26 protein-coding genes and 1 tRNA gene are annotated in these 25,193 nt (G+C 33.3%); 15 read left to right on the plus strand and 12 right to left on the minus strand.

Annotated elements, in window-relative coordinates:
- Positions 1-42: 42 nt before the first annotated feature.
- Together SMGD1_RS00805 and SMGD1_RS00810 are read left to right on the plus strand one after the other, a co-directional pair.
- Positions 43-636, plus strand: coding sequence for an MBL fold metallo-hydrolase (locus tag SMGD1_RS00805; RefSeq protein WP_008338306.1), 594 nt, complete (start codon positions 43-45; stop codon positions 634-636).
- Positions 636-1,232 carry a class I SAM-dependent DNA methyltransferase gene (locus tag SMGD1_RS00810; RefSeq protein ID WP_008338278.1) on the plus strand — a complete coding sequence of 199 codons (597 nt, stop codon included), beginning with the start codon at positions 636-638 and terminating at the stop codon, positions 1,230-1,232. The genes SMGD1_RS00805 and SMGD1_RS00810 overlap by 1 nt, the downstream gene beginning before the upstream one ends.
- A 10-nt stretch (positions 1,233-1,242) precedes the next feature.
- Here the strand turns inward: SMGD1_RS00810 and SMGD1_RS00815 are convergent, their stop codons facing one another.
- Positions 1,243-1,731 (minus strand): PaaI family thioesterase, encoded by a 489-nt coding sequence (locus tag SMGD1_RS00815; protein ID WP_008338368.1) that lies wholly within the window; start codon positions 1,729-1,731, stop codon positions 1,243-1,245.
- Entirely contained in the window at positions 1,728-2,618 is an 891-nt protein-coding gene (gene cmoB, locus SMGD1_RS00820; RefSeq protein WP_008338655.1) for a tRNA 5-methoxyuridine(34)/uridine 5-oxyacetic acid(34) synthase CmoB, read from the minus strand. The genes SMGD1_RS00815 and cmoB overlap by 4 nt, the downstream gene beginning before the upstream one ends.
- Before the next feature lie 180 nt (positions 2,619-2,798).
- On the opposite strand from cmoB, the gene SMGD1_RS00825 reads away from it, so the two are divergent.
- Together SMGD1_RS00825 and SMGD1_RS00830 are read left to right on the plus strand one after the other, a co-directional pair.
- On the plus strand, positions 2,799-3,692 hold the full coding sequence (locus tag SMGD1_RS00825; protein ID WP_008338425.1) for a cation diffusion facilitator family transporter: 894 nt from the start codon (positions 2,799-2,801) through the stop codon (positions 3,690-3,692).
- A 7-nt stretch (positions 3,693-3,699) separates the two neighbouring features.
- On the plus strand, positions 3,700-4,437 hold the full coding sequence (locus tag SMGD1_RS00830; protein ID WP_008338363.1) for a competence/damage-inducible protein A: 738 nt from the start codon (positions 3,700-3,702) through the stop codon (positions 4,435-4,437).
- Here SMGD1_RS00830 and rny read toward each other — a convergent pair.
- Positions 4,430-5,998, minus strand: coding sequence for a ribonuclease Y (rny, locus tag SMGD1_RS00835; RefSeq protein ID WP_008338435.1), 1,569 nt, complete (start codon positions 5,996-5,998; stop codon positions 4,430-4,432). The genes SMGD1_RS00830 and rny overlap by 8 nt on opposite strands.
- Before the next feature lie 17 nt (positions 5,999-6,015).
- A complete protein-coding gene (locus tag SMGD1_RS00840; RefSeq protein ID WP_008338482.1) occupies positions 6,016-6,579 on the minus strand; it encodes a 5-formyltetrahydrofolate cyclo-ligase in 564 nt (187 codons plus the stop codon).
- A 61-nt stretch (positions 6,580-6,640) separates the two neighbouring features.
- Between SMGD1_RS00840 and SMGD1_RS00845 the strand changes: the two genes are divergently transcribed.
- From SMGD1_RS00845 to acpS, 8 genes are all read left to right on the plus strand, one after another.
- Positions 6,641-7,195, plus strand: a complete 555-nt coding sequence (locus tag SMGD1_RS00845; protein ID WP_008338593.1) for a TlpA family protein disulfide reductase — start codon at positions 6,641-6,643, stop codon at positions 7,193-7,195.
- 12 nt (positions 7,196-7,207) lie between these two features.
- The gene (gene ftsY, locus SMGD1_RS00850) at positions 7,208-8,101 is read left to right on the plus strand and encodes a signal recognition particle-docking protein FtsY (RefSeq protein WP_008338409.1); all 894 of its coding nucleotides are present in this window, start codon (positions 7,208-7,210) and stop codon (positions 8,099-8,101) included.
- Entirely contained in the window at positions 8,101-9,285 is a 1,185-nt protein-coding gene (locus SMGD1_RS00855; RefSeq protein ID WP_008338487.1) for a WD40 repeat domain-containing protein, read from the plus strand. The genes ftsY and SMGD1_RS00855 overlap by 1 nt, the downstream gene beginning before the upstream one ends.
- A 120-nt stretch (positions 9,286-9,405) precedes the next feature.
- Positions 9,406-10,752 (plus strand): DNA repair protein RadA, encoded by a 1,347-nt coding sequence (gene radA / locus SMGD1_RS00860; protein WP_008338528.1) that lies wholly within the window; start codon positions 9,406-9,408, stop codon positions 10,750-10,752.
- Between the two features lie 74 nt (positions 10,753-10,826).
- Positions 10,827-11,087, plus strand: a complete 261-nt coding sequence (locus tag SMGD1_RS00865; RefSeq protein ID WP_008338377.1) for a hypothetical protein — start codon at positions 10,827-10,829, stop codon at positions 11,085-11,087.
- Positions 11,088-11,091: 4 nt separating this feature from the next.
- Positions 11,092-11,748 (plus strand): carbonic anhydrase, encoded by a 657-nt coding sequence (locus SMGD1_RS00870; RefSeq protein ID WP_008338352.1) that lies wholly within the window; start codon positions 11,092-11,094, stop codon positions 11,746-11,748.
- Between the two features lie 52 nt (positions 11,749-11,800).
- Complete coding sequence (gene fliL / locus SMGD1_RS00875) at positions 11,801-12,355, plus strand: flagellar basal body-associated protein FliL (RefSeq protein WP_008338678.1); 555 nt, start codon at positions 11,801-11,803, stop codon at positions 12,353-12,355.
- Entirely contained in the window at positions 12,356-12,706 is a 351-nt protein-coding gene (gene acpS, locus SMGD1_RS00880) for a holo-ACP synthase (RefSeq protein ID WP_008340362.1), read from the plus strand.
- Here the strand turns inward: acpS and thiS are convergent.
- A complete protein-coding gene (gene thiS / locus SMGD1_RS00885; protein WP_008338542.1) occupies positions 12,703-12,903 on the minus strand; it encodes a sulfur carrier protein ThiS in 201 nt (66 codons plus the stop codon). The genes acpS and thiS overlap by 4 nt on opposite strands.
- A gap of 301 nt (positions 12,904-13,204) precedes the next feature.
- Between thiS and SMGD1_RS00890 the strand changes: the two genes are divergently transcribed.
- Positions 13,205-13,966, plus strand: a complete 762-nt coding sequence (locus SMGD1_RS00890) for a response regulator transcription factor (protein ID WP_241761412.1) — start codon at positions 13,205-13,207, stop codon at positions 13,964-13,966.
- Between the two features lie 26 nt (positions 13,967-13,992).
- Here the strand turns inward: SMGD1_RS00890 and SMGD1_RS00895 are convergent, their stop codons facing one another.
- On the minus strand, positions 13,993-14,373 hold the full coding sequence (locus SMGD1_RS00895) for a group III truncated hemoglobin (RefSeq protein ID WP_008338254.1): 381 nt from the start codon (positions 14,371-14,373) through the stop codon (positions 13,993-13,995).
- Positions 14,374-14,503: 130 nt separating this feature from the next.
- Between SMGD1_RS00895 and SMGD1_RS00900 the strand changes: the two genes are divergently transcribed.
- Positions 14,504-14,580 (plus strand) — tRNA-Thr (locus SMGD1_RS00900).
- Between the two features lie 3 nt (positions 14,581-14,583).
- Here the strand turns inward: SMGD1_RS00900 and SMGD1_RS00905 are convergent.
- A complete protein-coding gene (locus SMGD1_RS00905; RefSeq protein WP_008338365.1) occupies positions 14,584-15,210 on the minus strand; it encodes an alpha/beta hydrolase in 627 nt (208 codons plus the stop codon).
- A gap of 2 nt (positions 15,211-15,212) precedes the next feature.
- A complete protein-coding gene (locus tag SMGD1_RS00910) occupies positions 15,213-15,488 on the minus strand; it encodes a hypothetical protein (RefSeq protein ID WP_008338398.1) in 276 nt (91 codons plus the stop codon).
- A 122-nt stretch (positions 15,489-15,610) separates the two neighbouring features.
- Here SMGD1_RS00910 and SMGD1_RS14440 point away from each other — a divergent pair, with 122 nt between their 5' ends.
- Complete coding sequence (locus tag SMGD1_RS14440; RefSeq protein WP_008340365.1) at positions 15,611-17,500, plus strand: PAS domain-containing sensor histidine kinase; 1,890 nt, start codon at positions 15,611-15,613, stop codon at positions 17,498-17,500.
- On the opposite strand, the gene SMGD1_RS00920 is transcribed toward SMGD1_RS14440, so the two are convergent.
- The 4 genes from SMGD1_RS00920 to SMGD1_RS00935 are packed head-to-tail and all read right to left on the minus strand — an operon-like array spanning position 17,501 to position 25,129.
- Complete coding sequence (locus SMGD1_RS00920) at positions 17,501-19,561, minus strand: alpha/beta fold hydrolase (RefSeq protein WP_008338584.1); 2,061 nt, start codon at positions 19,559-19,561, stop codon at positions 17,501-17,503.
- Positions 19,558-21,723, minus strand: coding sequence for an acyl-CoA dehydrogenase (locus SMGD1_RS00925; RefSeq protein ID WP_008340367.1), 2,166 nt, complete (start codon positions 21,721-21,723; stop codon positions 19,558-19,560). The genes SMGD1_RS00920 and SMGD1_RS00925 overlap by 4 nt, the downstream gene beginning before the upstream one ends.
- Positions 21,720-23,837 carry a 3-hydroxyacyl-CoA dehydrogenase NAD-binding domain-containing protein gene (locus tag SMGD1_RS00930; protein ID WP_008338452.1) on the minus strand — a complete coding sequence of 706 codons (2,118 nt, stop codon included), beginning with the start codon at positions 23,835-23,837 and terminating at the stop codon, positions 21,720-21,722. Before SMGD1_RS00930 ends, SMGD1_RS00925 begins: the two co-directional genes overlap by 4 nt.
- Complete coding sequence (locus tag SMGD1_RS00935; RefSeq protein WP_008338246.1) at positions 23,837-25,129, minus strand: thiolase family protein; 1,293 nt, start codon at positions 25,127-25,129, stop codon at positions 23,837-23,839. The genes SMGD1_RS00930 and SMGD1_RS00935 overlap by 1 nt, the downstream gene beginning before the upstream one ends.
- Positions 25,130-25,193 lie beyond the last annotated feature (64 nt).

The following is a 25,193-nucleotide window of genomic DNA, read 5'->3' on the forward strand; positions in this document are numbered from 1 at the left end:
ATTTATATAGTTTTGTTACAATCCAATAAAAAAGAGTACATGATGCAGATAAAAGTTCAACCTATGGGCGTCTACCAAACAAACTGTTACATAGCGTCGCTAGATGGTAAAGACTTCATAATAGATCCAGGGGTAAACGCAACTTCCTGGGTAGAACAAAATGTTACAAATCCTGTGGCAATTTTAAATACTCATGGTCATTTTGATCATGTTTGGTCAAATGCAGAACTTCAAAAGAAACTAAATATTCCACTTTATACTCCAAAGGATGATGTTATGTTACTTAAAGAGAGTAGCTGGATGCCAGATCTTCCGCCTTCAACCCCAGATTTTGAAGTAAAACCAGATGAAGAATTTAATTTTGATGGAGTCAAAGTAAAATTCCATCATTTCCCAGGGCATTGTCCAGGCTGCTCTATGATAGAAATAGGAGATGCAATGTTTAGCGGTGACTTTATATTTGAGCGTTCAATCGGCAGAACTGATTTCCCATATTCTTCTCCACAGGACATGAAAGACTCTTTAGAGAGATTTAAAAAACTGGATTTTGACAAAACACTCTACCCCGGTCATGGTGGAACAACAACTATAAAACAAGAACAGCAGTATTCAGATTACTGGATAGGAAACTTATAATGCAAGATCATTTTAAAGAAAAATCAAAAGAGTGGGACAAGGGTGACGTCCAAGTTCAAGGTGCTAAAATAATTGCAGAGGCTATAAATAAAAAAATAGAGCTTAACAATGACATGGATATTTTAGATTTTGGTGTTGGAACTGGACTTTTAGGTTTTGATATAGCTCGTAGTGTAAAAAAGGTTTATGGAGTAGATACATCCCTAAGCATGTTAGAGAAGTTAAAAGCTAAAAACACTCCTGAGCTTAGTATTGAGACGTACTCTCAAGATATCATAGCTACTCCACTAAATAGAACATTTGACGGATTAGTTAGCTCTATGACTCTGCATCATGTTGAGGATTTAAAATCATTTTTTGAGACTATTTATAAAAATATAAATGACAATGGATTTATAGCAATTGCTGACTTAGAAAGTGAAGATGGAACATTTCACTCAGACAATACTGGCGTATTTCACTTTGGATTCCAAAGAGACATATTATGCAAAATTGCTGTAGATGCTGGATTTAATGAAGTTAATTTTCAAAACATAAATACGATAAATAAACCACACAGAGATTTTGGTGTATTTTTACTAACTGCTAAAAAGTAAAGAAGAGGTTTTATTTTACCTCATCTTCATCTTCTAGAAGTTTCAACTTTAATACATGTCTCTCAGTAATAACAGTTTTAAACTCACCCTCAAAAACTTTTATATCTAGAACATGTCCCTCCACATAAACATTTCTTTTTCTACCCTCTTTATGTCTTACTCTTGCAACAAAGTTTACTTCATCTCCAAACTTTACTGGAGATAAAAACTGACAATCACTTGCTACAAGCACAACGTTTCTCTCATTTACAGCAGCCATAGCAGCAAAATCAGCAGCACTAAAAATGAATCCTCCATGTATTAAGCCCTGATCATCAGCAACCATTTCTGAGATAGTGCTAAGTCGTAACTCAACATAACCGCGCTCTAATTTTAGAATCTCGCCATTCAGGTCACGATTAATACTCTCATGTGTAGCTAAAAGTACCGAATTCTCTTCGTGTTCTCTATAGTCATCAAGCTCTAACTCTTCATCTTTTATCTCTTTGTCTTTACTCATTTTTTATCCTTAATCAGTTTAACATATACTCTTGCTGGAGCCGGATAGCCCTCTACTGTTTTTGTATTATCGTTTGGATCTAAAAAGTCTTCTAGAGACTGACCTTCAATCCAGGAAGTCTTTCTTTGCTCATCTGCATCTGTAACAGAAGTCTCTAAAACCTCAAAGCTGCTAAATCCAGCTCTTAAACACCAGTTTTTAAGTGCAGGAATTGTTGGTACAAAGTAGATATTTGGTATTTTTGAATAAGATGACTTTGGACAGAGTGCCATCTCATCATCACCCTCTATATAAAAAGTATCAAGTATAACTTCACCTTCTACATCTAGACCACGAAAAAGTGACTTTAACATAGCTACAGGGTCACTTCTATGATACAGAACGCCTAAACAAAAGATAGTGTCAAACTTATCTTCATAAAATTCCAGATGCTCAACACCTAAAAGCTCATAGACTATATCACTCTTAACAAAATGATTTACAAAATCAAACTGTGTCTTATATAGGGGTGAAGGATCAAAGCCAACTAAAGACTTTGGTGAGTCTTCCTGCATGCGAAATAGATAGTAACCATTGTTACACCCTATATCGGCAACTCTCTTATCTTTTAAATTAAAATGCTTTCTTAGAAGATTATATTTTATGTTACTTTTCCACTCTGTATCTATTAAACACTCAAAAATCTCAAATGGCCCTTTTCTCCAAGGCATCATAGTTCTTGCAATATCTTCTATATTTTGAGTACTCTCACCCTTAATTTTAACAACATCGCCAAGTTCAACTTCGAAATTAGCATCTTCTAAAACAGCTATAGCATCGCGAAGAGGCTTGATATTTTTCCAAGTCATCCACTTTTGTCTATCTATTCTTATTTCTTCTAAGTTCATTTTATTCTTTATCTATGTAAATTTAACTATAATTGTACCCAAAATTATATAACTAGTTATATGGGCTTTCTGCCGAAGAAAACCCAGTGTTAACGTAGGTAGAGAGATTACTCTCGATACCGTGAAAAAACAGGTGAAGGGTTCCCTTCATTTTACAAAGTAAAATTAAGGAATATTTTAATGCGCTTAGAAAAAAAAGCAACCGTAGTATCAACATCAGTGGCAGGAATTCTTGTACTTATGAAAATGACCGTAGGAGTTTTAAGTGGTTCTATTGCTGTTCTTGCTTCTGCGATTGATAGCTTTTTAGATCTCACAGTATCTCTGTTTAACTACTTTGCACTAAATACAGCCGAAAAAAATCCGGACAATCAATTTAACTATGGACGTAGCAAAATAGAACCGATGGCTGCTGTTGTTGAAGGCACAGTGATCTCACTCTCCGCTGTTTTTATTCTCTATGAAGCACTAGTTAAGATTGCTCACCCTAGAGAGATGGAATTTATGCAAAGCAGCATCTGGGTAATGGCCGCTTCGCTTATAATTACTCTATTTTTAGTTATGTTTCTAAACTATGTTGCTAAAAAAACAAATAACATGGTTATAAAAGCAGATGCTCTACACTACAAAACCGATCTCTTTTCAAACGGTGCAGTTCTTATGGCTCTTGCTCTTATCTCTATGACAGGAGAGCAATTAATAGACCCTATACTTGGTGTTGGAATAGCAATTTATATGATTTACTCAGCTCTGCCAATCATAAAAGAAGGTGTATTAATGCTTCTAGATGCTGCTCTGCCTGAAGAAGACTTAAAACAAATCAAAACTATTTTAGAAGGTGAAGAGTTAATTACTGCCTTTCACTATTTACAGACCAGAGAATCAGGTTCACATATCTTTATATCTGTTCATGCTGTTTTTAATGTTAGCATCTCTCTCTACGATGCACACTTGGTAGCCGATAAAGTAGAAGCAAAAATAAAAGCTCTTTTTGAAAATAAGAGTGTGCATATTCTCGTTCATATGGATCCTTATGATGATTCAGAGATAAATGAAATCGAAGATGAGTACTAAGAATAATATGAATTTCTATGCTTTAATTATCGGGACAGAAATTTTAAATGCTAGAAGAGAAGACAAGCACTTTAAATTTGTTCGCGATGAACTTCAAAAGTATGGGTATGAGCTTTTCGCAACATTTATTGTAAAAGATGATGTAAAGTTAATGAAGAGCTGTTATGAACTAATTAAAAAAGATAAAAACTCCATACTTTTCTCGTTTGGAGGGATAGGTTCAACACCAGATGATTTAACCAGAGAGATAGCATCTGAGATATTTACAAAAAAACCGGTAGTTCGTCATAAAGTATTTGAGCAAGACATTATTGATAGATTTGCAGAAAAAGCCTACCCTCACAGAGTTCATATGGCAGATTTACCTCATGGATCAGAACTACTATTTAATCCTGTAAACAATATGTCAGGCTTCTCTTTGGAGAACAGGTTTTTCTTTGTTCCTGGTTTTCCTGAAATGGCTCATCCTATGATAAACAGTGTGATAAGTAAACTATGTTCTTTACGATTAGAAAAATTCAGACTAACTCTTCTAGCGCAAACAAGCGAAGAGACTCTAATATCTCAGATGCAACTTCTTCCAAAGCATATAGAACTCTCATCTCTGCCTCTTTTTAAAGATGGTAAAGCTAATGTTGAACTATCAATTAGTGGTTACGATGAAGAAGAAGTACAAAAACACTTTGAAAAGTTCATACAAGAGCTTGAAAGTAAAAATATTCTTTACAAGCTATTAACTATTTAGCATACTCTACAGCTCTGCTCTCTCTGATAACATTTACTTTTATCTCACCAGGGTATTGAACTTTTTCTTCTATTTCTTTTGCTATTTCTCTAGACATTAAAATAGACTCGTCATCATTGATAAGGGTAGCATTAACTATAACTCTTACCTCACGACCGGCATTAATAGCATAAGCCTGTTTTACACCAGAATGCTGAGATGCTATCTCTTCTATCTGAGTTACTCTTTTTAGGAAACTCTCAAGAACTTCTCTTCTTGCCCCAGGTCTTGCAGCTGAGAGTGCATCTGCTGCACATACGGCTCCACATTCTATAGAGTTTATCTCTTCATGTCCATGATGAGCATATATGGCATTTATAACTACACTGTGTTCATTGTAACGGTTACAAATTTCAGCACCTAAATCAACGTGGCTTCCATCATTATCATGAGTTAGAGACTTCCCGATGTCATGAAGTAGTCCAGCTCTTTTTGCAAGTCTTGAATCCCCACCCATCTCAGATGCCATAATTCCAGCTAAGTGAGCAACTTCAAGAGTATGAGCTAAAGCATTTTGTCCATAACTGGCACGATATCTTAATTTACCTATTAACTTAACAAGTTCTGGATGCATAACTCCTATGTCCATATCAGCAATAAGTTCTTCACCTTCCGTTAAGATACCATCTTCAAATTCTTCTGATACTTTGTCAAATATCTCTTCAATTCTAGCAGGTTGAATACGTCCATCTTCTATAAGAAGTTGTAAAGTTTTTGTTGCTATCGCACGACGATAAAGATTAAAACTACTTACAAGAATAGCATTTGGTGTATCATCAATAATGATATCAACACCCATTAAAGTCTCAAGAGCTTTAATGTTTCTACCCTCTTTACCGATAATACGACCTTTTAGGTCATCATCTTCAAGATGCACAAGATTTGTAAGTCTCTCAGATGCAAAGTTACCGGCAAATCTACTTGTAGCCTGAGCTAAAATATAGTTTGCTTTTTTCTTACCTTCTTGTTTTGCTTCATTTTCATAACGTCTAACTATATGAGCAACATCTGCTCTTGATTTCTCTTCTATATTTTCAAGTAGAACTTTTCTAGCTTCATCTTGAGTCATTCCGGCACTGTGTTCTATAGTATGAAGAGCTTCATCTATCTTAGCCTCATACCTCTTTTTTAAAGATTCTAGTGACTTCTCATTTCTTTCTAAATCAACTCTTTTTACTTCTAAAATTCTGCCTTCATCACGAAGTCTTTTATCTTCATTCTGTTTATAGCGAATAAAACTTTGCTCTTTTCTTATAACATCATCTTCTCTTTGATGCATGTCAGCTTTTGCTCTATCTTTTGCACTCTCATACTGCTTAGTTGCTTCAAGCTCAATCTGTTGAGATTTGAGGCTTGATTTATGTAAAAGATGCTGTGCTTCATTTTCAATGGCACTTGCTTTTGCTTTTGCCTTATCAACAAAAACATCAAAATTGGCATGAGTAATTTTCTTAGAGATGAAAAATCCAAAAAGACCACTTACCGTAGCAATAGAGCCACCTAGTAGTATCTCATTTAACATTATTAATTTCCTATTCTCTAGCCGTAATACTTTCTTGGTCTCTTAGTTGAGCGTGGTGTCAACAGTAAATCACATGCGACATCATAATCATCGCAAATAAACTCTTTTGTAAAACAAATCTCCGGCTGTATAAAAATCGTGTATGGTTTCTTTTTTAACTTTTCAAAGAAACGATCATACATCCCTTTTCCAAAACCTATTCGTTGTAATTTACCATCAACCCCAATTGTAGGTACTATGGCTATATCAATTTTATTTATATTTCTTAGTGTGTTTCCCGCTTCGTAAATATTAAATTTCTTCTTCTTAAGCGGCAATCTAAATGGTACTATCTTAAAACTTGAATCTTGCATAAATGGAACAAAAATATCACATTTTTGACGAATTTTGTTAAGTGATTTTCTTATATCTGCTTCGAATGGTAACGGATAATAAAATAACACTTTTGCACCTTTAATGTTTTTTAACTCATTAATTAGGAGCTTGTTTATCATAGCATTTCTATAATATCTGCTATGAGGAGACGCATTTTTTATTTTTTTTATACAATTTTCTCTAAATATTGATTTTGTAAGAGGCATATCAATTCTTTAAGTTATAATTTCGTGTATTTTACAATAATAAAACAAAAAAGGTATTTTAATGTTTAAAAAATTAACTACAACACTTTTATTAAGTTCTGTTCTATTCTTCGCTGGATGCTCTAATGAAGAACCTCAAAATGTAAACGATATTATTTCAACAAATGAGTATGTATTAACAGCTCTTGACAATAAACAATATATAGTTAAAAAAGAGGGCTCAGGCTTTGTACTTAAAGATGCCAAAGGCAAGGTAGTTATCTTTGATATATTTGCAACTTGGTGTCCGCCATGTCGTGGAGCAGCAACTCATCTTACTTCACTTCAAGAAAAATACAAAGATAATCTAATTATCATAGGTGTTACAATAGAAGATAGCATTCCAAACTCAAAACTTTTAGAGTTTAGAAAAACATACAATGCAAATTACACTTTGGTTAATTCTGATCAAAACCGTAGATTAGCTGACACAATCGTAAATGAGTTAAAACTTGGAGATAGATATCCTATCCCTGTAATGGCACTTTACAAAGATGGAAAATATATAAATCACTTCATTGGTTCAATCGAAGAAGAACTTATAGAAAATGACATCAAATTGGCTATTGGTCAATAAGGAATTATATAAATGTTTGGTTTTATAAAAAAATCTCTAGCTAGGACAGCAGATGCGATTAGAACTGTTGCACCAAAAAGAAAGATTTCATTTACAAAAGGTGAGCTTGAAGATATTCTACTAGAAGCAGATGTAGAGTATGACTTAGTAGAGATCATCATAAATGAAATCTACCAAGACAAAGTAACAAGAGATATTTTACGTTCAAAACTTTTAGCGACCCTAGCTTACACTTCTTACAAAGAACCTGAGTTTACAGCTCCATTTGTAGAACTAATAGTTGGTGTTAATGGTGCTGGTAAAACTACAACAATCTCAAAACTTGCCCAAAGATATAAAAATGAAGGTAAAAAAGTAATACTAGGTGCAGGAGATACATTTCGTGCAGCTGCTATAGAACAACTTACCCTCTGGTCTAAGAAGCTTGATATTCCTATTGTCTCATCAAAGCAAGGTCATGATTCATCAGCAGTAGCCTTTGATACAATAGATTCTGCAAAAGCTAAAGGCTTTGACAATGTAATCATCGACACTGCAGGTCGCCTCCACACACAGACAAATCTGGCTAATGAGCTTAAAAAGATTAACCGCATCTGTGACAAAGCCCATCCTGGTTCTCCGCACAGAACAATATTAATTATTGATGGGACACAAGGAAACTCTGCCATAGCTCAAGCAAAAGCTTTCAATGAGATGATAGGTATTGATGGTATTATCATTACAAAACTAGACGGAACTGCAAAAGGTGGTTCTATCTTCTCTATTGCATACGCATTAGAGCTGCCTATTCTTTTTGTAGGAACTGGCGAACAACCAGAAAATCTAACACCGTTTGACAAATATGAGTTTGTAGATGGATTACTAGATGCTATCTTCGTTGAAGAAGAGATAGCAAGCAATAAGTAATGCATTTAAAAACTAAGCTTATTAAAACGCTGAGTATTACCAGCCTACTACTTCTTTTTGGATGCTCTACTCAAGAGAGCAAACCAAAGATAGTAAAAGCTACAGCTACAATAAAACAAGAGCTTACAAAAGAGATACAACCAACACCCAAAATAATAAAACATTCAGAGCCTAAGCAAATGAATATAGAACCTTTAAAAGTAAAAAAAAATGAAAAGCAAGCTCAAGAGATAAGCAAAGTCGAAACACTAAAACCACAAGAGAAAAAAAATATACCAGATAAAAATATTAAAACTATTCTAGCTCACGCAGGTATTGTTACCTCTATAGCTATAACTCCAGACAACAAATACATTCTCTCAGCAAGTGAAGATAAAACACTAAAACTATGGGACATACAAACAGCTAAAAATATAAAAACTTTTGAAGGTCATAAAGATTGGGTAAACGCTGTAGATATTTCTAAAAACTCTAAATATGTTCTCTCAGCAAGTGATGATAAAACCTTAATATTATGGGATATAGAAACAGCTGATAATATAAGAATTTTTAAAGGTCATAAAGATTCCGTAACGTCTGTAGTAATAACTCCAGATAGTAAATATGCTTTCTCAGGTAGTGTAGATAGCACTATAAAGCTATGGGATATTTCTACAGGTAAATTATTAAAAACTTTTAAGGGGCACAAAAGTACTGTAACATCTTTAATTATCACTCCAGATACTAAGCATATTCTCTCAACAAGTTTTGATAAAACACTTAAGCTTTGGAATATTTCTACAGGCAAAGAGATTAGAACTTTTAAAGGGCATCTGGGTGGTGTAATCTCAGCAGATATAACTACAGATTCAAAATATGCTATATCTGCAAGCAATAACAATAGTTTAATATTATGGGATATGGAAACAGCTAAAGTTATCAAAACTTTTAAAACTCCTTCTTATGATGTTTTATCTCTGAAAATAACTCCAGATGCTAAATATTTTATATCTGGAAATTCTGATGAAACTTTAAGATTGTGGGATATAAACACAATTAAAGTAATAAAAACATATAAACTAATGAGTGGTCAAGTATGGTCAGTGGCAATGACTTCAGATGCGAAACTTGCATTTGCAGGAAGTTATAAAACCATCATAATATGTAAACTTCCTTTTACAAAAGATGAAAAACAAAGTCAGTAGATAACTTTTTATTCAATTAAATGCGAAATATTTCCAGTTTAAATGACAATTTGCAATATTTTTAATTAAAATTTCAACAAGTTTGTATAATCACTCACAATTAAACAAAGGGCTTCTATTATGGCTAAAAAAAAGATTTTATTTGAGTGTCAGCACTGTGGACTTACTACTCCAAAATGGATGGGAAAATGTACAAACTGTGGAGCATGGGATTCCTTTGTTGAACTAACAGAGCATCAGCAAGAAGTAGTTAAGCAGACTAAGTCTGCATCTAGTACCTCGTCAAAAGCTGTAAGTATAAATGATATAGAAGAGAGTGAAGTATATAGATACAGTTCTCTTGACAAAGAACTTGACGGTGTTCTTGGCGGAGGAATCGTTCCAGGATCACTCACTTTAATCGGAGGAAGTCCTGGTGTTGGTAAATCTACTTTACTTCTAAAAGTTGCTTCAAATATTGCTTCTTCGAACAAAAATGTACTTTATGTTACTGGTGAAGAATCAAGCGGACAGATAAAACTTAGAGCCAATCGTCTAAACTCAAACAATGACACTCTGTATCTTCTTAGTGAGATTAGACTAGAGCAAATTTTAGTAGAACTTGAACATAGAGAGTATGAGTTTATTATTATAGATTCTATTCAAACTATATACTCAGAGAACATAGCTTCAGCACCAGGTTCTGTAACACAAGTCAGACAGATAACTTTTGAGCTTATGAGAATAGCAAAAGAGAGAGATATAGCCATATTTATCATTGGTCATATTACTAAAGAAGGTTCTATTGCAGGTCCTAGAGTTCTTGAACATATGGTTGACACCGTTTTATATTTTGAGGGAGACAGCTCACAAGAGTTAAGAATATTAAGAGGATTTAAGAATCGTTTCGGACCAACTAGTGAGATAGGTGTGTTTGAAATGAGAAGTGATGGATTAGTCTCTGCAACAGATGTAGCATCCAGATTTTTCAACCGTAATTCAGAACAGGCTGGTTCTGCACTTACTGTTGTCATGGAAGGATCTCGTCCTATTATTCTAGAAGTACAAGCACTTGTTTCTGAATCCCACACTTCTAACTCAAAAAGACAAGCCACTGGTTTTGACAACAATCGACTAAACATGCTTTTAGCACTTCTTGAGAGAAAACTAGAGATTCCGCTATCTGGATATGATGTATTTATAAATATAACCGGAGGTATAAAAATCACTGAAACAAGTGCCGACTTAGCTATATTGGCAGCAATAATTAGTAGTTTTAGAAATCGGGCAATTTCAAAAGAAACTGTATTTATAGGTGAAGTATCTCTAGTCGGTGATGTTAGAGAAGTCTACGGTACAGATGTTAGACTCAAAGAAGCTAAGATGCAAAATATAACAAAAGTACTTTTGGCAAAAAAACCGCTTGAAAAAACTACAATGAAAATTTTTATAGTAGATGAAGTAACAAAACTACTAGAATGGTATTAAAATAATCACTATATGAAGTTATTTTACAATATAATAGACTATAATTTCAAATATATATTACATAAAGGATATCAATGATAGATGCTGAGTTCAGAAGCGAAGAGAGATTTTCAAGATTATCATTAGCATATAAAGATGAAAGTGAAAAATTGCAGGTGCATTCTTGCGTTGAAAAAATCATAGCCAAACACAATATGAAACCTGAGTTACACACTACTAGTATATCTAATGGCAGAGAAGTTCTAGTTGTAGAATATCATGATGACAATGGCCGCGAAGCAGGCGCAATTTTTGAAGAGATAATGAAAGCTTTAGAAATTAAAGAGTGTATCTAAAATAATGAACCTAGAGGACTATGCAGAGGGCAATCAGCTTTTTAAATCTTACTTTAAAAAGAACAAAGAGTCACTTCTTAAACTTGTTACTAGTGGTCAAAGTCCAAAAGCTCTGTTTATAGGTTGCTCTGATTCTAGGGTAATACCAGACTTAATGGTTCAATCTGATCCAGGTGATTTATTTGTAATTAGAAATGTAGGTAACTTTGTTCCTCCATATAAACCAGATGAAGATTTCCATGCAACAGCTTCTGGGATTGAATATGCAGTTAGTATTTTAAAAGTCAAAGAAGTTATAATATGTGGGCACACCCACTGTGGGGCATGTAGCAGCCTTTATGAAGAGATAGATGATCCATCACTTATTCACACAAAGAAATGGCTTGAACTGGGGAAAAGTGCAAAAACAAGTGCAATTTTAAGCCTTGGTGTGAATGCTCCTAAAGAAGAACTTTTACGATTAACAGAAAAATTATCTATCATGAAGCAAATTGACAATCTTTTAACATATCCTATTATTAAAGCAAGATTTGAGGCTGGTACTTTATCTATTCATGGATGGTACTACGACATAGAAACTGGTAATATTGATTACTATAATGCAGAAACATGCGAGTTCTTGCCACTAAAAGATTTGGTACAAACAAGTGATAATTTATAAATTTATTATAAATTCCGATATACTAACACAATTATATTTTAAGGGAAAATAGATGGCAGAAGAAAGCACGACAGCAGAAGGTGCAACCAAAGAGAAAAAATCAAGTAATATGTTGATGATTATCATCATCGTTGTTCTTATACTTATAATAGTTGGTGGTGCTGTAGTAGCCTTACTTTTAATGGGTGGTGATGATGAGCAAGCTACGATGAATCAGGCTGCGCCTCAAGCTAATGAAAAAAGTGCTTCACAACCTAAAAAAAGCAACTCTGGAGAGTATAGCAACTCTAGAAAATTAAACGATATCGGTATTTTATACCCACTAGACTCTTTCACAGTAAACTTAAAAAGTGATTCTGGTCGTCGTTACCTAAAAGTTACTATGTCATTAGAGCTAGAAGGAGAAGAACTAAGTTTAGAACTAGATAAGAAAGCTCCTGTTCTTAGGGATAGAGTTATTAGAATCTTAACATCTAAATCATTAGAAGAAATATCTTCTAAAAAAGGTAAGCAAAAAATTAGTGATCAAATCATGGATACTCTAAACGCTATGATTTCAGACGGTCGCATTAAAGGTATATACTTTACGGAATTTGTTGTTCAGTAAATGATTGGTGTAGACCTTATAAAAACTTCTCGCATGAATCGCTTAATAGAGCGATTTGGCGAAAAAGCACTTCTTAGATTTTTATCTCCTGAGGAAATTAAACTTGTTAAAAACTATAAAACTGCTTCTGGCTTTTGGGCTGTAAAAGAAGCTGTTTCTAAAGCTCTTGGTGTTGGTATTGGTAAAGAGTGTGCATTTGAGGATATAAAGATATCAAAAACTGAGAGAGGCGCTCCAAAGCTGGAACTATCTCAAAAATTAATTGATAACTTTAATATAGCAGACACCTCAGTTTCCATCACTCATGATGGTGAGTACGCTATTGCAGTAGTAGCAATTCAGATAAATTAACCACCACCGACAAAATCAAGCAGCTCTAACTTATCTGAATCTTTTAGTTTGTAAGATTCCCAATCATTTTGTTTTACAATCTCCATATTTACAGCTGCTGCCATAACTTTACCTTCTAGAGACAACTCTTTAAGTAGCTTTGAAAGAGTTATACCGCTATCAAACTCTCTTGATTCACCATTTATTACTATATTCATTTTTTCTCTTTCTCATATAATTTTAATACATCTAATACAGCTAAATTATTTTTTTACACTCGAGAGATCATAGGCTGTATATTCAGATTTGGATTTTAGCTCATGAGCTGCACCAGTGTCAAGTAAATACTTGACAATAAGTGGATTTACACTATCTACAAAACTATAAATAAACAGAATTAATACAATAACAAATTGTAACACGTATGCGTCCATTGAATAAAATCACAATATTGTACCTATATATATTGAATTAATTATCAATAAAAGATATACTAGCTAGATATAAATAAACTTTAAAGTGAATGATAAAATGCTAAACTCAAAAGAGATACTTAAATATACAAAAAACCTTTCAATTTTATTTGTAGAAGATCATGATGAACTCAGAGAAAATACAACTGAAATATTGAAAAACTTTTTTCACAAAGTTGATTATGCTGAAGATGGAAAAGTAGCATTAAGAAAATATAGAGAGTACCATAAAGAGAACTCTAAATATTATGACATTGTGCTAAGTGATATCCAGATGCCTAATTTAAACGGGGTTGAACTTACATCTAAATTATATGAGATAAATCCTTCTCAGCTTTTGATCATATTATCAGCACATGATGATACAAGATATCTCCTGCCTCTTATTAACTTGGGTATCGAACAGTTTGTTAAAAAACCTATTGATTATCAAGAATTGCTAAGAGCCTTACTAAATAGTTCTAAAAAAATGCAATATGGCTCTACAACAGTAGCACCAGTTGCCTCTAAAAAAATATACTTAAGCAGTAATGTTATCTTTGATAAAGACAACAGTGCTCTTATAGAAAATGAGAAGATGGTTTATTTAACTAAGTATGAAATAATTTTCATGCAGTTTCTAAGTAACAGTATTGGTAAAATATATTCAAATGAAGATATAGCAAGCCAATATGAACAGCTAGAAGAAAACCTAGATATTCAAAACATAAGAAAGTTAGTTTCTAAACTAAGAAAAAAACTGCCTGAAAACTCTTTAGAGAGTATTTATGGAATTGGTTATAGAATCATTCCATTTATAGAAGAATAGATTAAACGGTGGGTCTCTTTGACTCGCTATGCTATCCTCAAGTTTCTCATAAAGTTTCCTGCGATTATTGTACTTCTTTGTTTAAACATATCTGCTGTACGTGGTTCATAAATACTGTCTAATGTCTCAAAAAACAGTTTTAGCCACTGATCGAAAGATTCACGTCTAAGCCCCTCTAATTCTAAATGTGGTGCTAAGGGATTGCCTCTATAATTCTGGTCCCCCAAAGCAATAGAAGCCCAAAAATTTGTCAGAAGTATTATATGAGGTTTCCATGTATCGTTATTTAAATCATCACCTAATTTTTCAATAAAAAAAGGGCCTACTACATTATCATTTAATATTTTTGTATAAAATCGGATAACCATCTTATTTAGATTTTCTTTTGTAATTTCACTTGTTAACATTGATACTCTCTATTATTAAAATTCTCCAGATTATATCAGACACAATATATAAGATACTGACAAAATTCAAGATATGGTAAAAATCAGTTTTTTTAAAGTTTAAGAGTGTACAATACTTTTTTTTATTTCCGCCGACATAGCTCAGTTGGCTAGAGCAGCTGATTTGTAATCAGCAGGCCCGGGGTTCAAATCCTCGTGTCGGCACCACTATTACTCCAAAATATTTCTCATCCACTCAGATATCATTACTAACTCATTTCTGTCAATACTATGATCTTTTTCATAACTTTTAAATTCTATATCAAAGCCAGCATCTTTAAGCACTCTAACTTGCTCTTTAGATGTTTCAAACGGTAGAACATCATCATATATTCCATGAGTACAGAGCCAGTTTGAGTTTTTAACATCTTGGTTCATATCTTCAAGTAATTTATGTTCATTATAGATGTATCCACTAACTGCTATATAGCCAGCTAAAACTTTACTATACCTAGCTCCAAATTCAAAAGTAAGTAGTGAACCTTGTGAAAAACCAAATAAAAAACTCTCGTTAGCATTAAACTTTTCTTCAAACAATTCATCCAAAACTTTTGTAAGAACATTTGATGAATACTCAATTCCAGGAAGTTGATCAGGTGGCAATGGATACCATGAAAACCCAGTATAGTATTCAAAAGGGGCGTCCAGTAAAAGGTAATTCATTTCGTCTATGTCTAAGAATGGAGGAAGTGAAGTGAAACCTTCAGATGAGTCTCCACGTCCATGAAGAATTATCATTAACTTTTTTGAAGGAATTTTTGAGGGTATAAAAATATTATCTAATTCTAAATTTTTCATTTCTAATTGTTCTCCATATTTTTAATAATGTACCAATTTTTTTTAGTATCACTCTTTTTTTTTTCTTCATTATGTTTATTATCTAGTAATTGATGTATAACTTTTGCATTTTCAACTATTTTCTTGACAGGTTGAAATTCTCTTATTTGTTTATCTGATATACGAATATTTGGTTCACTACTTTTTTTTAACTCTATTGGTTCTATAGGAATCCATTTTATCTCAGCATCTAGGTAGCTTACAAATAAAAAACTAAGTAAAACAGACAAAACTTTCATAATTTTTCCAAATATATTTTATATAACTGTAATCATAACAAGATTCTATTTAACTGCGCTTATTATGTGTACTCACAACAAAAAGTTTGATATAATCAATAAACTAATAAAAGGTAATTGTTATGATGCATTCAAATGAATCAATTCTTCGTTGTAAAAATATAGAAGTTTTAGATGATCATGTAGCTATTTATAATAATTACAATACTAACGAGATACTATTTTTTATAGAAAAAAATAACTTTGAAATTTTATTTGGTATGGAGATTGAAGAAGATAACATTAATAATGGAATTAATCTTGTAAATATTATTCATCCTGATGATATTGATCTCTTTTGCATCTCCAATCCTGCAGATATAACCCACCAAAGGTTTCAATTAAACTTTCGTATTATAAGACCAGATAAACATGTAATTATATTAAAAGGCATTTTTAACATAATTTTAGAACATGATCTTAAAAATACAACTATTTTTCAAGTTCAATTAAATGATGTAAGATGCTTAAATGCAAATAATAATGATTTGAGTACTGTTAAAATAAACTTTGAAGCAATGATGAAGCATACAAATGACTTTATCTTTTTCAAAGATGCCAATCATGTCTTAACAGCTTCAAGTGATTCACTTGCAATAATTACAGGATATAAAAAAGGGTCTGATATTATTGGTAAAATCGACTATGAACTATTTCCTTTTGAGCATGCTGAAGTCTACTACAAACTTGAAAAAGAGATATACAAAGGAAATATTCCGCACATTGAAGAAGTTCAACCGTTCACTGATGAAAACGGTAACGATGGGTGGGTGAACAATCGTAAATATCCAATTAAAAATGCTCAAGGAGATATTATTGGACTATTTGGCATCGCTCGTATTGTTACACAAGATATCAAAAATCAAAATAAGATAAAAGAGCAAAAGCAACAACTAGAAAAAGCCCAACATATCGCACATATTGGAAGCTGGACTTTAGATGTAGTTAATAACAAGCTCTTTTGGTCTGATGAAGTATATAATATTTTTGAAAAAGATAAAAATAATATTAATCTATCATATGATACTTTCTTAGCGTCTATACATCCTGATGATAAAGAAGTTGTCAGCACAGCATTCTTAACTTCTATTCAAAATAAAACATCATACGATACAGTCCATAGACTTTTACTAGATGGAGAGAGAGTTAAATATGTTCATGAAAAAGGTGAACATAAATTTGATACAAATGGAAATATAATTAGTTCATTTGGAACTGTACAGGACATAACAAATATTAAAGAGTATGAGAATGAAATAAGACAAAAAGATGAAATCATGATAGCACAATCACGTCTTGCAGCGATGGGAGAGATGATAAGCATGATTGCTCATCAATGGAGACAGCCTCTAGCTGCAATAGGTGTCTGTGCTGACACAATTCTTGTTGATATAGAACTTGAGACAAGCAGTGAAGAAGAAACTATAAAATTAGCATCTGCAATTTCATCTCAAACTCAACACCTATCTAAAACTATAGATGACTTTAGAAACTTTTTTAAATTAGAAAATGAAAAAGAGAATGAAAGTGTCATAAATGTTCTCAACAATGCTATTGATCTTATAATGAAAAGTTTAAAAGACCAGGAGATTACCTGCAAAGTAAATTCGCAAACAGATGAGAAAATAACAATTTTTTCAAGAGAACTTTTACAAGTATTTATAAATATACTCAATAATGCAAAATATGCTTTAGCTGAGTATAGACATGAAGATAGAAAGATAGAAATAGAAATAAAAGATATAAATGGAGCTATTGTTACTAAGATATATAACAATGGAGGGCAAATAGAACAGGATAACCTAAATAAGATTTTTGAGCCTTATTTTTCTACAAAAGAAGAAAAAAATGGAACAGGACTCGGTCTTTACATGTGTAAGATGATAATTGAACAACATATGAATGGTAAGCTATTAGTTGAAAATATAGACGAAGGGGTCTGTTTTAGTATTCATATACCTAAAGATAAATAGTTACAACCTTGAAATAAAATGATAAATGCTCTCGAAAATCTCTTCCTCTCCTGTTCCCAATATAATAGAATGATTATCTCTTGGTAAGAGAACTAATTTTTTTACTTTTGATTTTACACCTTTGTAAATAAACTGTGCACTTTTGGGATTAACAATAGGATCATTATCTCCTTGTATAACAAGGATAGGGTCTTTGATTTGCGTGAGTATCGAATCTGCTTTAGTCATTAGTTTTTCCATTTGAGCTATGGAGTTTAATGGATGCTTTGAGTAACTAATATTTGGATTCTCACTTTTATTTTCTACCCATTCTACAATACCTTTTTCATTAAGACTGGATATCATTTCATTAAAGACATGTAGTGTCGGTACCACATAGCTAACATGCAGACTATTTAGTCTTAAAGCAGAATTTATGACGATAATGCCATCGACCTTATGAGTAGATGCATGTAAAAGAGCTAGAAGTCCACCTGTAGCGAAACCTCCAATAAAGACTTTATCGCAAACCTGACTCATTGCAGTAATGGCAAGTTTAAAATCATACTCCCAATCCGAAGAAGCAATATGCTTTAAGGCAACTGGGTCTGTACCATGTCCTCTTAACCTTGGTAAATAAACATTTATACCTCTTGCAAAAAGGTACTGGGCTAATTGCCTTGCTTCCTCAGGAGTTGCCATATATCCATGCGAAAACACAAGTCCATGACTGTTGTTTTCATCGTACAACACTATAGGAGCAGATGTATTATCCTCACTCGGAAGAGTTTTATGATATGAAATATACTCTTTTTCAAATGTCGTATACTCCTTTTCTCTTAAATAATAGAAATTATCACGTTCTAGTTCTTTTTGAGAAAATGCAGCATTCTTGTAGGCCATGTCAACAATATTTTTTTGCAATTTAATCTCATTTAGAATAACTTGCAAAGTATTTTTAACTCTTACCTTGTCAAAATCGTACTCTTTTTCTAGTAAATTTCTATCAAATAAATAATCTCCTTCACTATCTTCATATAATATATGTTGCAATTGAGCTAACTTTATTGATGATAGAAAAGGGGCATATTTACTATCTAAAATTAGTGCAAACAGTTCATCCTTTAACTCTGAATGCATATTTAAATTTCTAATTTTTTCAAGTGATCTTGCATTTTTGTAAATCAATGTTTTAAGATAACTTGGACATACTTTAATAGTAGGCATTGTTACAAGAGAAAGTATAAAAATATGGTCAAAATTAATTTGTGTATTATCGTAAACTTTTTTCATCACATCTGTTATAAGTACCTTTCTTTGCTTACCTATGTACTCATCCATTGCTTCATCATTTTCCAAAGCACCTTGATGTTCTTCAAGAAATTTATTTACATATTTACTTACACAAATCGGTTTTGCAAAATGCAGATGCATATTTGATTTCATTAAGAGATTTATCTCAATCTCAAGCTCTTCGAAAAAGTGAGTACCACGTACATTTAGGTACTTGTCTATCCATAACAAAAGTTTGTTTTCACCTGGGCGTATATGGTTATATGTAATAGACAAGGGCACAATTTGCACATGTGTATCATTATCTCTATTTTTAATTCTATCTCTTAATATTTCTGCTTTTAGTGCTAAAACTGCTGCGCCCGTATATATTGGCTTTATTCCTGATTTTGTATTAATATAAAACTCACCATCATTAAAGGTGATAAGTTTATTTTTTATCATATTACCTTCAGGATAAATAATCCAATCTGCTTCTCCTGAGATTAAATCATTTAAAATAATACGATTTTTTATTTTATTTTTAATAGAAATAGTACCTGCTAATTCCATATACTTTCCAAGCCATCCAACAAATACAGAGTCATCACCTAATGAACGTCCTACATGATCATATTCGCTAAAAAGTATATATGGAACTATAAATGTTTCAAAACGAGTAAAGTGATTCGATAGAATCAAAACTGAGCCTTTACTCGGAAGTTCCCCGCTATGTGTAATATTTACTCCTATTAATTTTTTTAAAATAAATATAATAAATTGAGATATTAATAGAACAAGTCTTATCATTTAGAGTATTCTTTTTGCGTGAATGAATCTACGGAAACAGCTATGTCTTGCATATATCTTGCTAAATCAATCAATGTTTTTTCAGCTTCACTAAGAGCATCTGTTCCTAGTTTCTTCTCTTTGGCAAGTGCTTGTTGTGCATTTATCATCGCATTAGATGCATCTGATAATTCATTAATTCTACTGCTATGATAGATGTTTGAGCAGACTCTCTCTCTCATGCCAGAGTCTGTAGTCATTTGCAGTGCTATATGCTCTAAATCTTTATCTTTAATAGTTTCACCCATTGGATTTATCTTTGCTAAAAAGAGATTTATTTTAAATATCCAAGATAAAAGACCTTTTGATAGATTTGCATAGATTCCGATAAAGGATTCATCTATTTTATTAAATCCACTCTCCATAGCAACTCTAAGCAGTATCTCATCATCTTTTAATGAACCATCATGTTTAAAGCGTTTTAAAGTTGCACTCATCATGTACATCTGAGATAAAATATCACCAAAACGTCCAGATATTGATTCTCTTCTTTTTAAACCAGGACCTAACAGACCTAGTGCTACATCACTCCAAAAAGCGAATTTTGCAGATGCCCATGATAGTTTTTGCTCATAGCGTTTTGTTGTATCATTATCTATAGGGCGATGTAGATGTCCTCTTGTCAGTCCAAGAGCAAAAGCACGCATACTATTTCTCGCTACATGAGTAATATGTGCAAAAAACAGTCTGTCGAAAGAATCAACATCTCCTTTTTCCAATGCTTCTATTTGAGCATAAGCATACGGATGGCATCTGATTACTCCTTGACCAAACTGTATAAGTGAGCGGGTCATTATATTAGCGCCCTCCACTGTGATGCCGATTGGTGAGCCAAAGTATGCATGTGCCAAGAGATTTTTAGGACCTCTACTAATTGCAGCTCCACCTTGAATATCCATAGCATCTAATATATTTTTACGAAATATTTCTGTACTTTGATACTTCATGATTGCATTTGCAACAGCTGGTTTTGCTCCAGCATCTATAGCACCTAGGGTAAATGTTTTTGCTGAATCTAGCAAGTAAGTACTGGCAGCCAAGCGACCTATAACTTCTGATACCCCTTCAAACTTTGATATTGATAGTCCAAACTGATAACGGGCTACACTGTAAGTACAAGCAACAAAAGTTGAAAGTTTACTGCCGCCAGTGCTAGTAGATGGGAGGGATATCCCACGACCGACTGAAAGAGACTCCATAAGCATCGCCCATCCCCTACCAATACCTTCTTTGCCACCAATAATATCATCAATAGATATGACCACATCCACTCCAAAAAGAGGTGCATTTACAAATGGTACATTTAGCGGGTCATGACGTTTGCTTTGATCAATTCCTTCTTTTTTAGAGTCTACCAAGGCACATGTAATACCTAAGTCTTCACCCATGCCAAGGTGATTTTGTGGATCTTTTAGTTTAAATGCAAGCCCAATAACCGTAGCGATAGAGCCCAGTGTTATGTAGCGTTTTTCAAACTGCAGTCTAATCTTAAATATATCATCGCTATCTTTAAAGACTTCACCATATGACTTAATTGCTGCTGCATCGCTTCCGACATCTGGTTCAGTTAGTGCAAAACAAGGGATTTCTCTACCGTCTGCTAACCTTGGCAGATAGTGTTCTTTTTGTTCTTGCTTTCCATAATGAAGTAACAACTCTGCCGGTCCAAGAGAATTTGGCACCATAACAGTAATTGCCAATACCTGAGAGTGTGATACAAGTTTTTCAATTACACAACTATGTCCATAAGCACTAAAGCCCAAACCACCAAATTCTTTAGGGATTATCATTCCAAAAAATCGTTTTTCTTTTAAATATTCCCATACATTTTGTGGTAAATCTCTACTCTGAAACACTTCCCAATCATTTGTCATAGAACAGACTTCTTCCACCTGTATATCTATAAAAGCCTGTTCTTCCTCTGTTAGTTTTGGATATGGATATGAAAAAATCTTTTGGAAATCAGGTTTGCCACTAAATAGCTCACCTTCTATCCAAACATCTCCTGCAGTTAATGCTGTCTTTTCTGTTTGTGAGATAGAAGGCAAAAGCCCTTTTGATTTAAGCATATTAAATAGTGGCTTTGTAAAATATTTTACTCGTGTATTTTTAAAGGAACTCATAACACATCTCCATAGAAAGAAATATTTTCTTTTTCCATATTTACTAAAAGTTGTGAAGGAGTAAATCTATCTCCATCTACAGTTTGTAATTCATTTAATTGTTTTAGAATCTGAGGAATACCTATCTCATCTGCATAACGCATAAGCCCTCCGCGAAATGCTGGAAAACCTGTTCCCATCACCATAGCCATATCTAAGTATCTTGCATTATCAACTACATTTTCTTCTAAGCATCTACTTGCTTCATTAATCATAATCAATATAGCTCTATTTACAATAGCATCTTGATTCATTGTGCTATTCGCTTTTTTAAATGTAGAAATATCTTGATTTACGAAAGCCTCTTTAGAACTATAATCATAAAATCCTTTTTTTGTTTTCTTACCTAAGTACCCTTTTTCAACCATTTCGTTCATAAGTGAAGATGGTTTTATTCTATCTCCATAAGCATTATGTAAAATAACCGAAACATTAGCCCCAACATCTACTCCAACGGTATCAATAAGAGTAAAAGGACCCATAGGCATTCCGAAGTCCAAAAGTGCTTCGTCAATGTCTTGTAAGTCTTGACCTTCTTCAAACATCATCACCGCCTCTTGCAAATATGGTAAAAGTATTCTATTAACTAAAAATCCGGCAGAATCTTTGATTTTAATCGGTGTTTTACCAAGTTGTTTTGCGAGATGCACAACCGTAGCAAGAGTTTTATCATCCGTTTTTTCTCCGGCTATTATCTCTACTAAAGGCATCCTATCTACAGGATTAAAAAAGTGCATCCCTACAAAGCGATTTGGATATTTTAATCTTTTAGCTAAATTACTTATTGATATAGAAGAGGTGTTACTTGCCATAATACACTCAGATGCTACAACTTCTTCAAATTCAGCATATATTTTTTCTTTCAACGTTTCATCTTCACTGACTGCTTCTAGTAAAAAATCCATATTTTCAAAGCCACTGTACTCTTTTGTGAATGTAACCCTATCCATTTTCAGATCAATTTCTCTAGTAGTTATACGATTGCGTTTCATGATTGAATCATATATTTTTCGTATATTTTGAATAGTATTTGCAGCACTTTCATAACTTCTAACTTTTAAACGAACTTCAATATTTTGATGATTCATCGCCCAGGCAATACCACTTCCCATAACACCTGTGCCTACAACGGCTGAGTATTTTACTTCTTTTGGTTTTGACTTACTAAATGAATCATGTTTTAACTCTTCAGAGATTAAGAAAAGTTCTATAAGATTTTTACAAACAGGAGTAAGTGCTAATTGGACTTCTGCTTCTCTTTCTATATCTAAACCTTCTTCTAGCGGTTTTAAAAAACTATTTTGCATAACATCAATCACCATAAGCGGTGCAGGATAATGTCCGGCAGTTTTTTGCATAACCTTCTTTTTTGCAATTGCATCTATTATATTTCTTGTAAAAGAGATATATTCATACCATTTGATGCCTTTTCGATTGGCTTTTATCTTTGCATCAAAATTATCTTCTACTATCTGTTTTATATATTCTTCTTTTTTAAAATCCAAATATCCGCTTGGAACACAAGCATCTACTAAACCAAGCTTTAGTGCTTTTTCTCCTCGAAGTTGTTTAGCTCCAAGTATGAGTTCCATGGCTTTTGCGTAGCCTAAAAGAGGGTAAAGTCTTTGTGTCCCGCCAAATCCTGGTATAAGACCAAGATTTACTTCAGGCAGACCCAAGCGTGTATGCTCATCTGATGTTGCTATGCGATAAGTACATGCAAGCGCCATCTCTAGTCCACCGCCTAAACACGCACCATCAATTATGGCAACTGTTGGAAATGGAAGATTTTCCAGTTTATTAAAAAGATCTTGTCCCTGTTTAACGAAACTGTTTATCTGCTGCTCATTATTTGCAGTTTTTATCTCGTTAATATCTGCCCCGGCGATAAAAATATCTTTTTTTGCACTTTGAATAAATAGTGCTTTAATCTCTGCATCTTGTGCTAATGTATTTAGCATCTCGTCTAGCTCAGACATAGATTCAATTGAGAAAACATTTGCACTGCTTCTTGGAGTATCAAAAATCAGCGTGCCGATTCCTAATTTATCTTTTTTATATTTAAAGTATTTCATTATTCTGCCTCCAGAAGTAAAGCTACACCTTGACCGCCACCAATACAAAGAGTCGCCAATCCTCTTTGCAGATTACGATTCTTAAGTTCATGTAAAAGTGTAATAACCAGCCTTGTTCCAGTCATTCCAACAGGATGTCCAAGTGCTATACTACCTCCGTTAACATTTAAAATATTTGGATTTATTGCTCCAATTGCTTTGTCTTCACCAAAATGTGTTTTAGCAAAGGCTTTAGATGCAAATGCTTTTTGACAGGCGATAACCTGAGATGCGAAGGCTTCATTTATCTCAATCAAATCCATATCATTCATACTTAGTCCAGTTTTGGAAAAAAGATCATGCGTAGCAAAGACAGGGCCTAAACCCATTCGTTTTGGATCAAGTCCTTGATAACTGTATTCTGTAAGATAACCCAATGGTGTTAAACCTCGACTCTTGGCTTCACTCTCTGACATTAAAATAACAGCTGCTGCTGCATCTGTAACCTGCGATGAGTTGGCCGCCGTTACAGTTCCATTTTTTCTGTCAAAAAACGGTTTAAGACGAGATAGTTTTTCTAAAGATAGTCCCTCTCTAATTCCATCATCATAATCCAAATACTCAGCGTTAATCTCATCATATACAATAGGTGTACTCTCTTGTGCAAATCTACCGCTATTTTTAGCTAGTAATGCTTTTTCATGACTTTGAAGAGAAAATTCATCCTGTTCTACTCTGCTGATGCCAAAATCTCTTACAAGTATTTCGGCAGTTGAACCCATCATAAGTCCACTAACCGGATCTGTAAGCCCAGACATTAGACCAATAATCGGTTTTAAATATGCTGGACGAAAGCCAAATATGGTTTTTGCCCTGTCAATATAAGTTTTTGATTTTGATAGTTGTACAAAGAGACCTGTCATATTTTTGTTAAATATAAACGGAATGTTACTCATAGATTCCACACCACCACAGAGATAAATTTTACCCTCGTTGGCATGAATTTTAGCTGCAGCACTCGTGATAGATTGCATACCTGAGGCGCAGTTTCTATTTACTGTCATAGCAGGAGTAGATTCTGGAAATCCAGCGCGTAGAGAAATTACTCTTGCAATGTTTGCAGCATGTATTGGCTGAGACACATTACCAATAATGACCTCATCTACTTCATCAAACCCTATTTTAGAGTTCATCATCAACTCTCTAATAAGCCTTGCACCAAGGGCATCTGCCTGCAAGTTTTTAAACTTCCCACCTGATTTTGCCATAGGTGTTCGAAGTCCAGATATTATTGCTATTCTTTCATTTTTCATTTGTTAACTCCAGATAATAGGATGCTATAAAATGTTTGGTAGAAAATATTTTTTTTAACTATTT

This window comes from Sulfurimonas gotlandica GD1, from assembly GCF_000242915.1.
Classification (GTDB): Bacteria; Campylobacterota; Campylobacteria; order Campylobacterales; family Sulfurimonadaceae; genus Sulfurimonas; species Sulfurimonas gotlandica.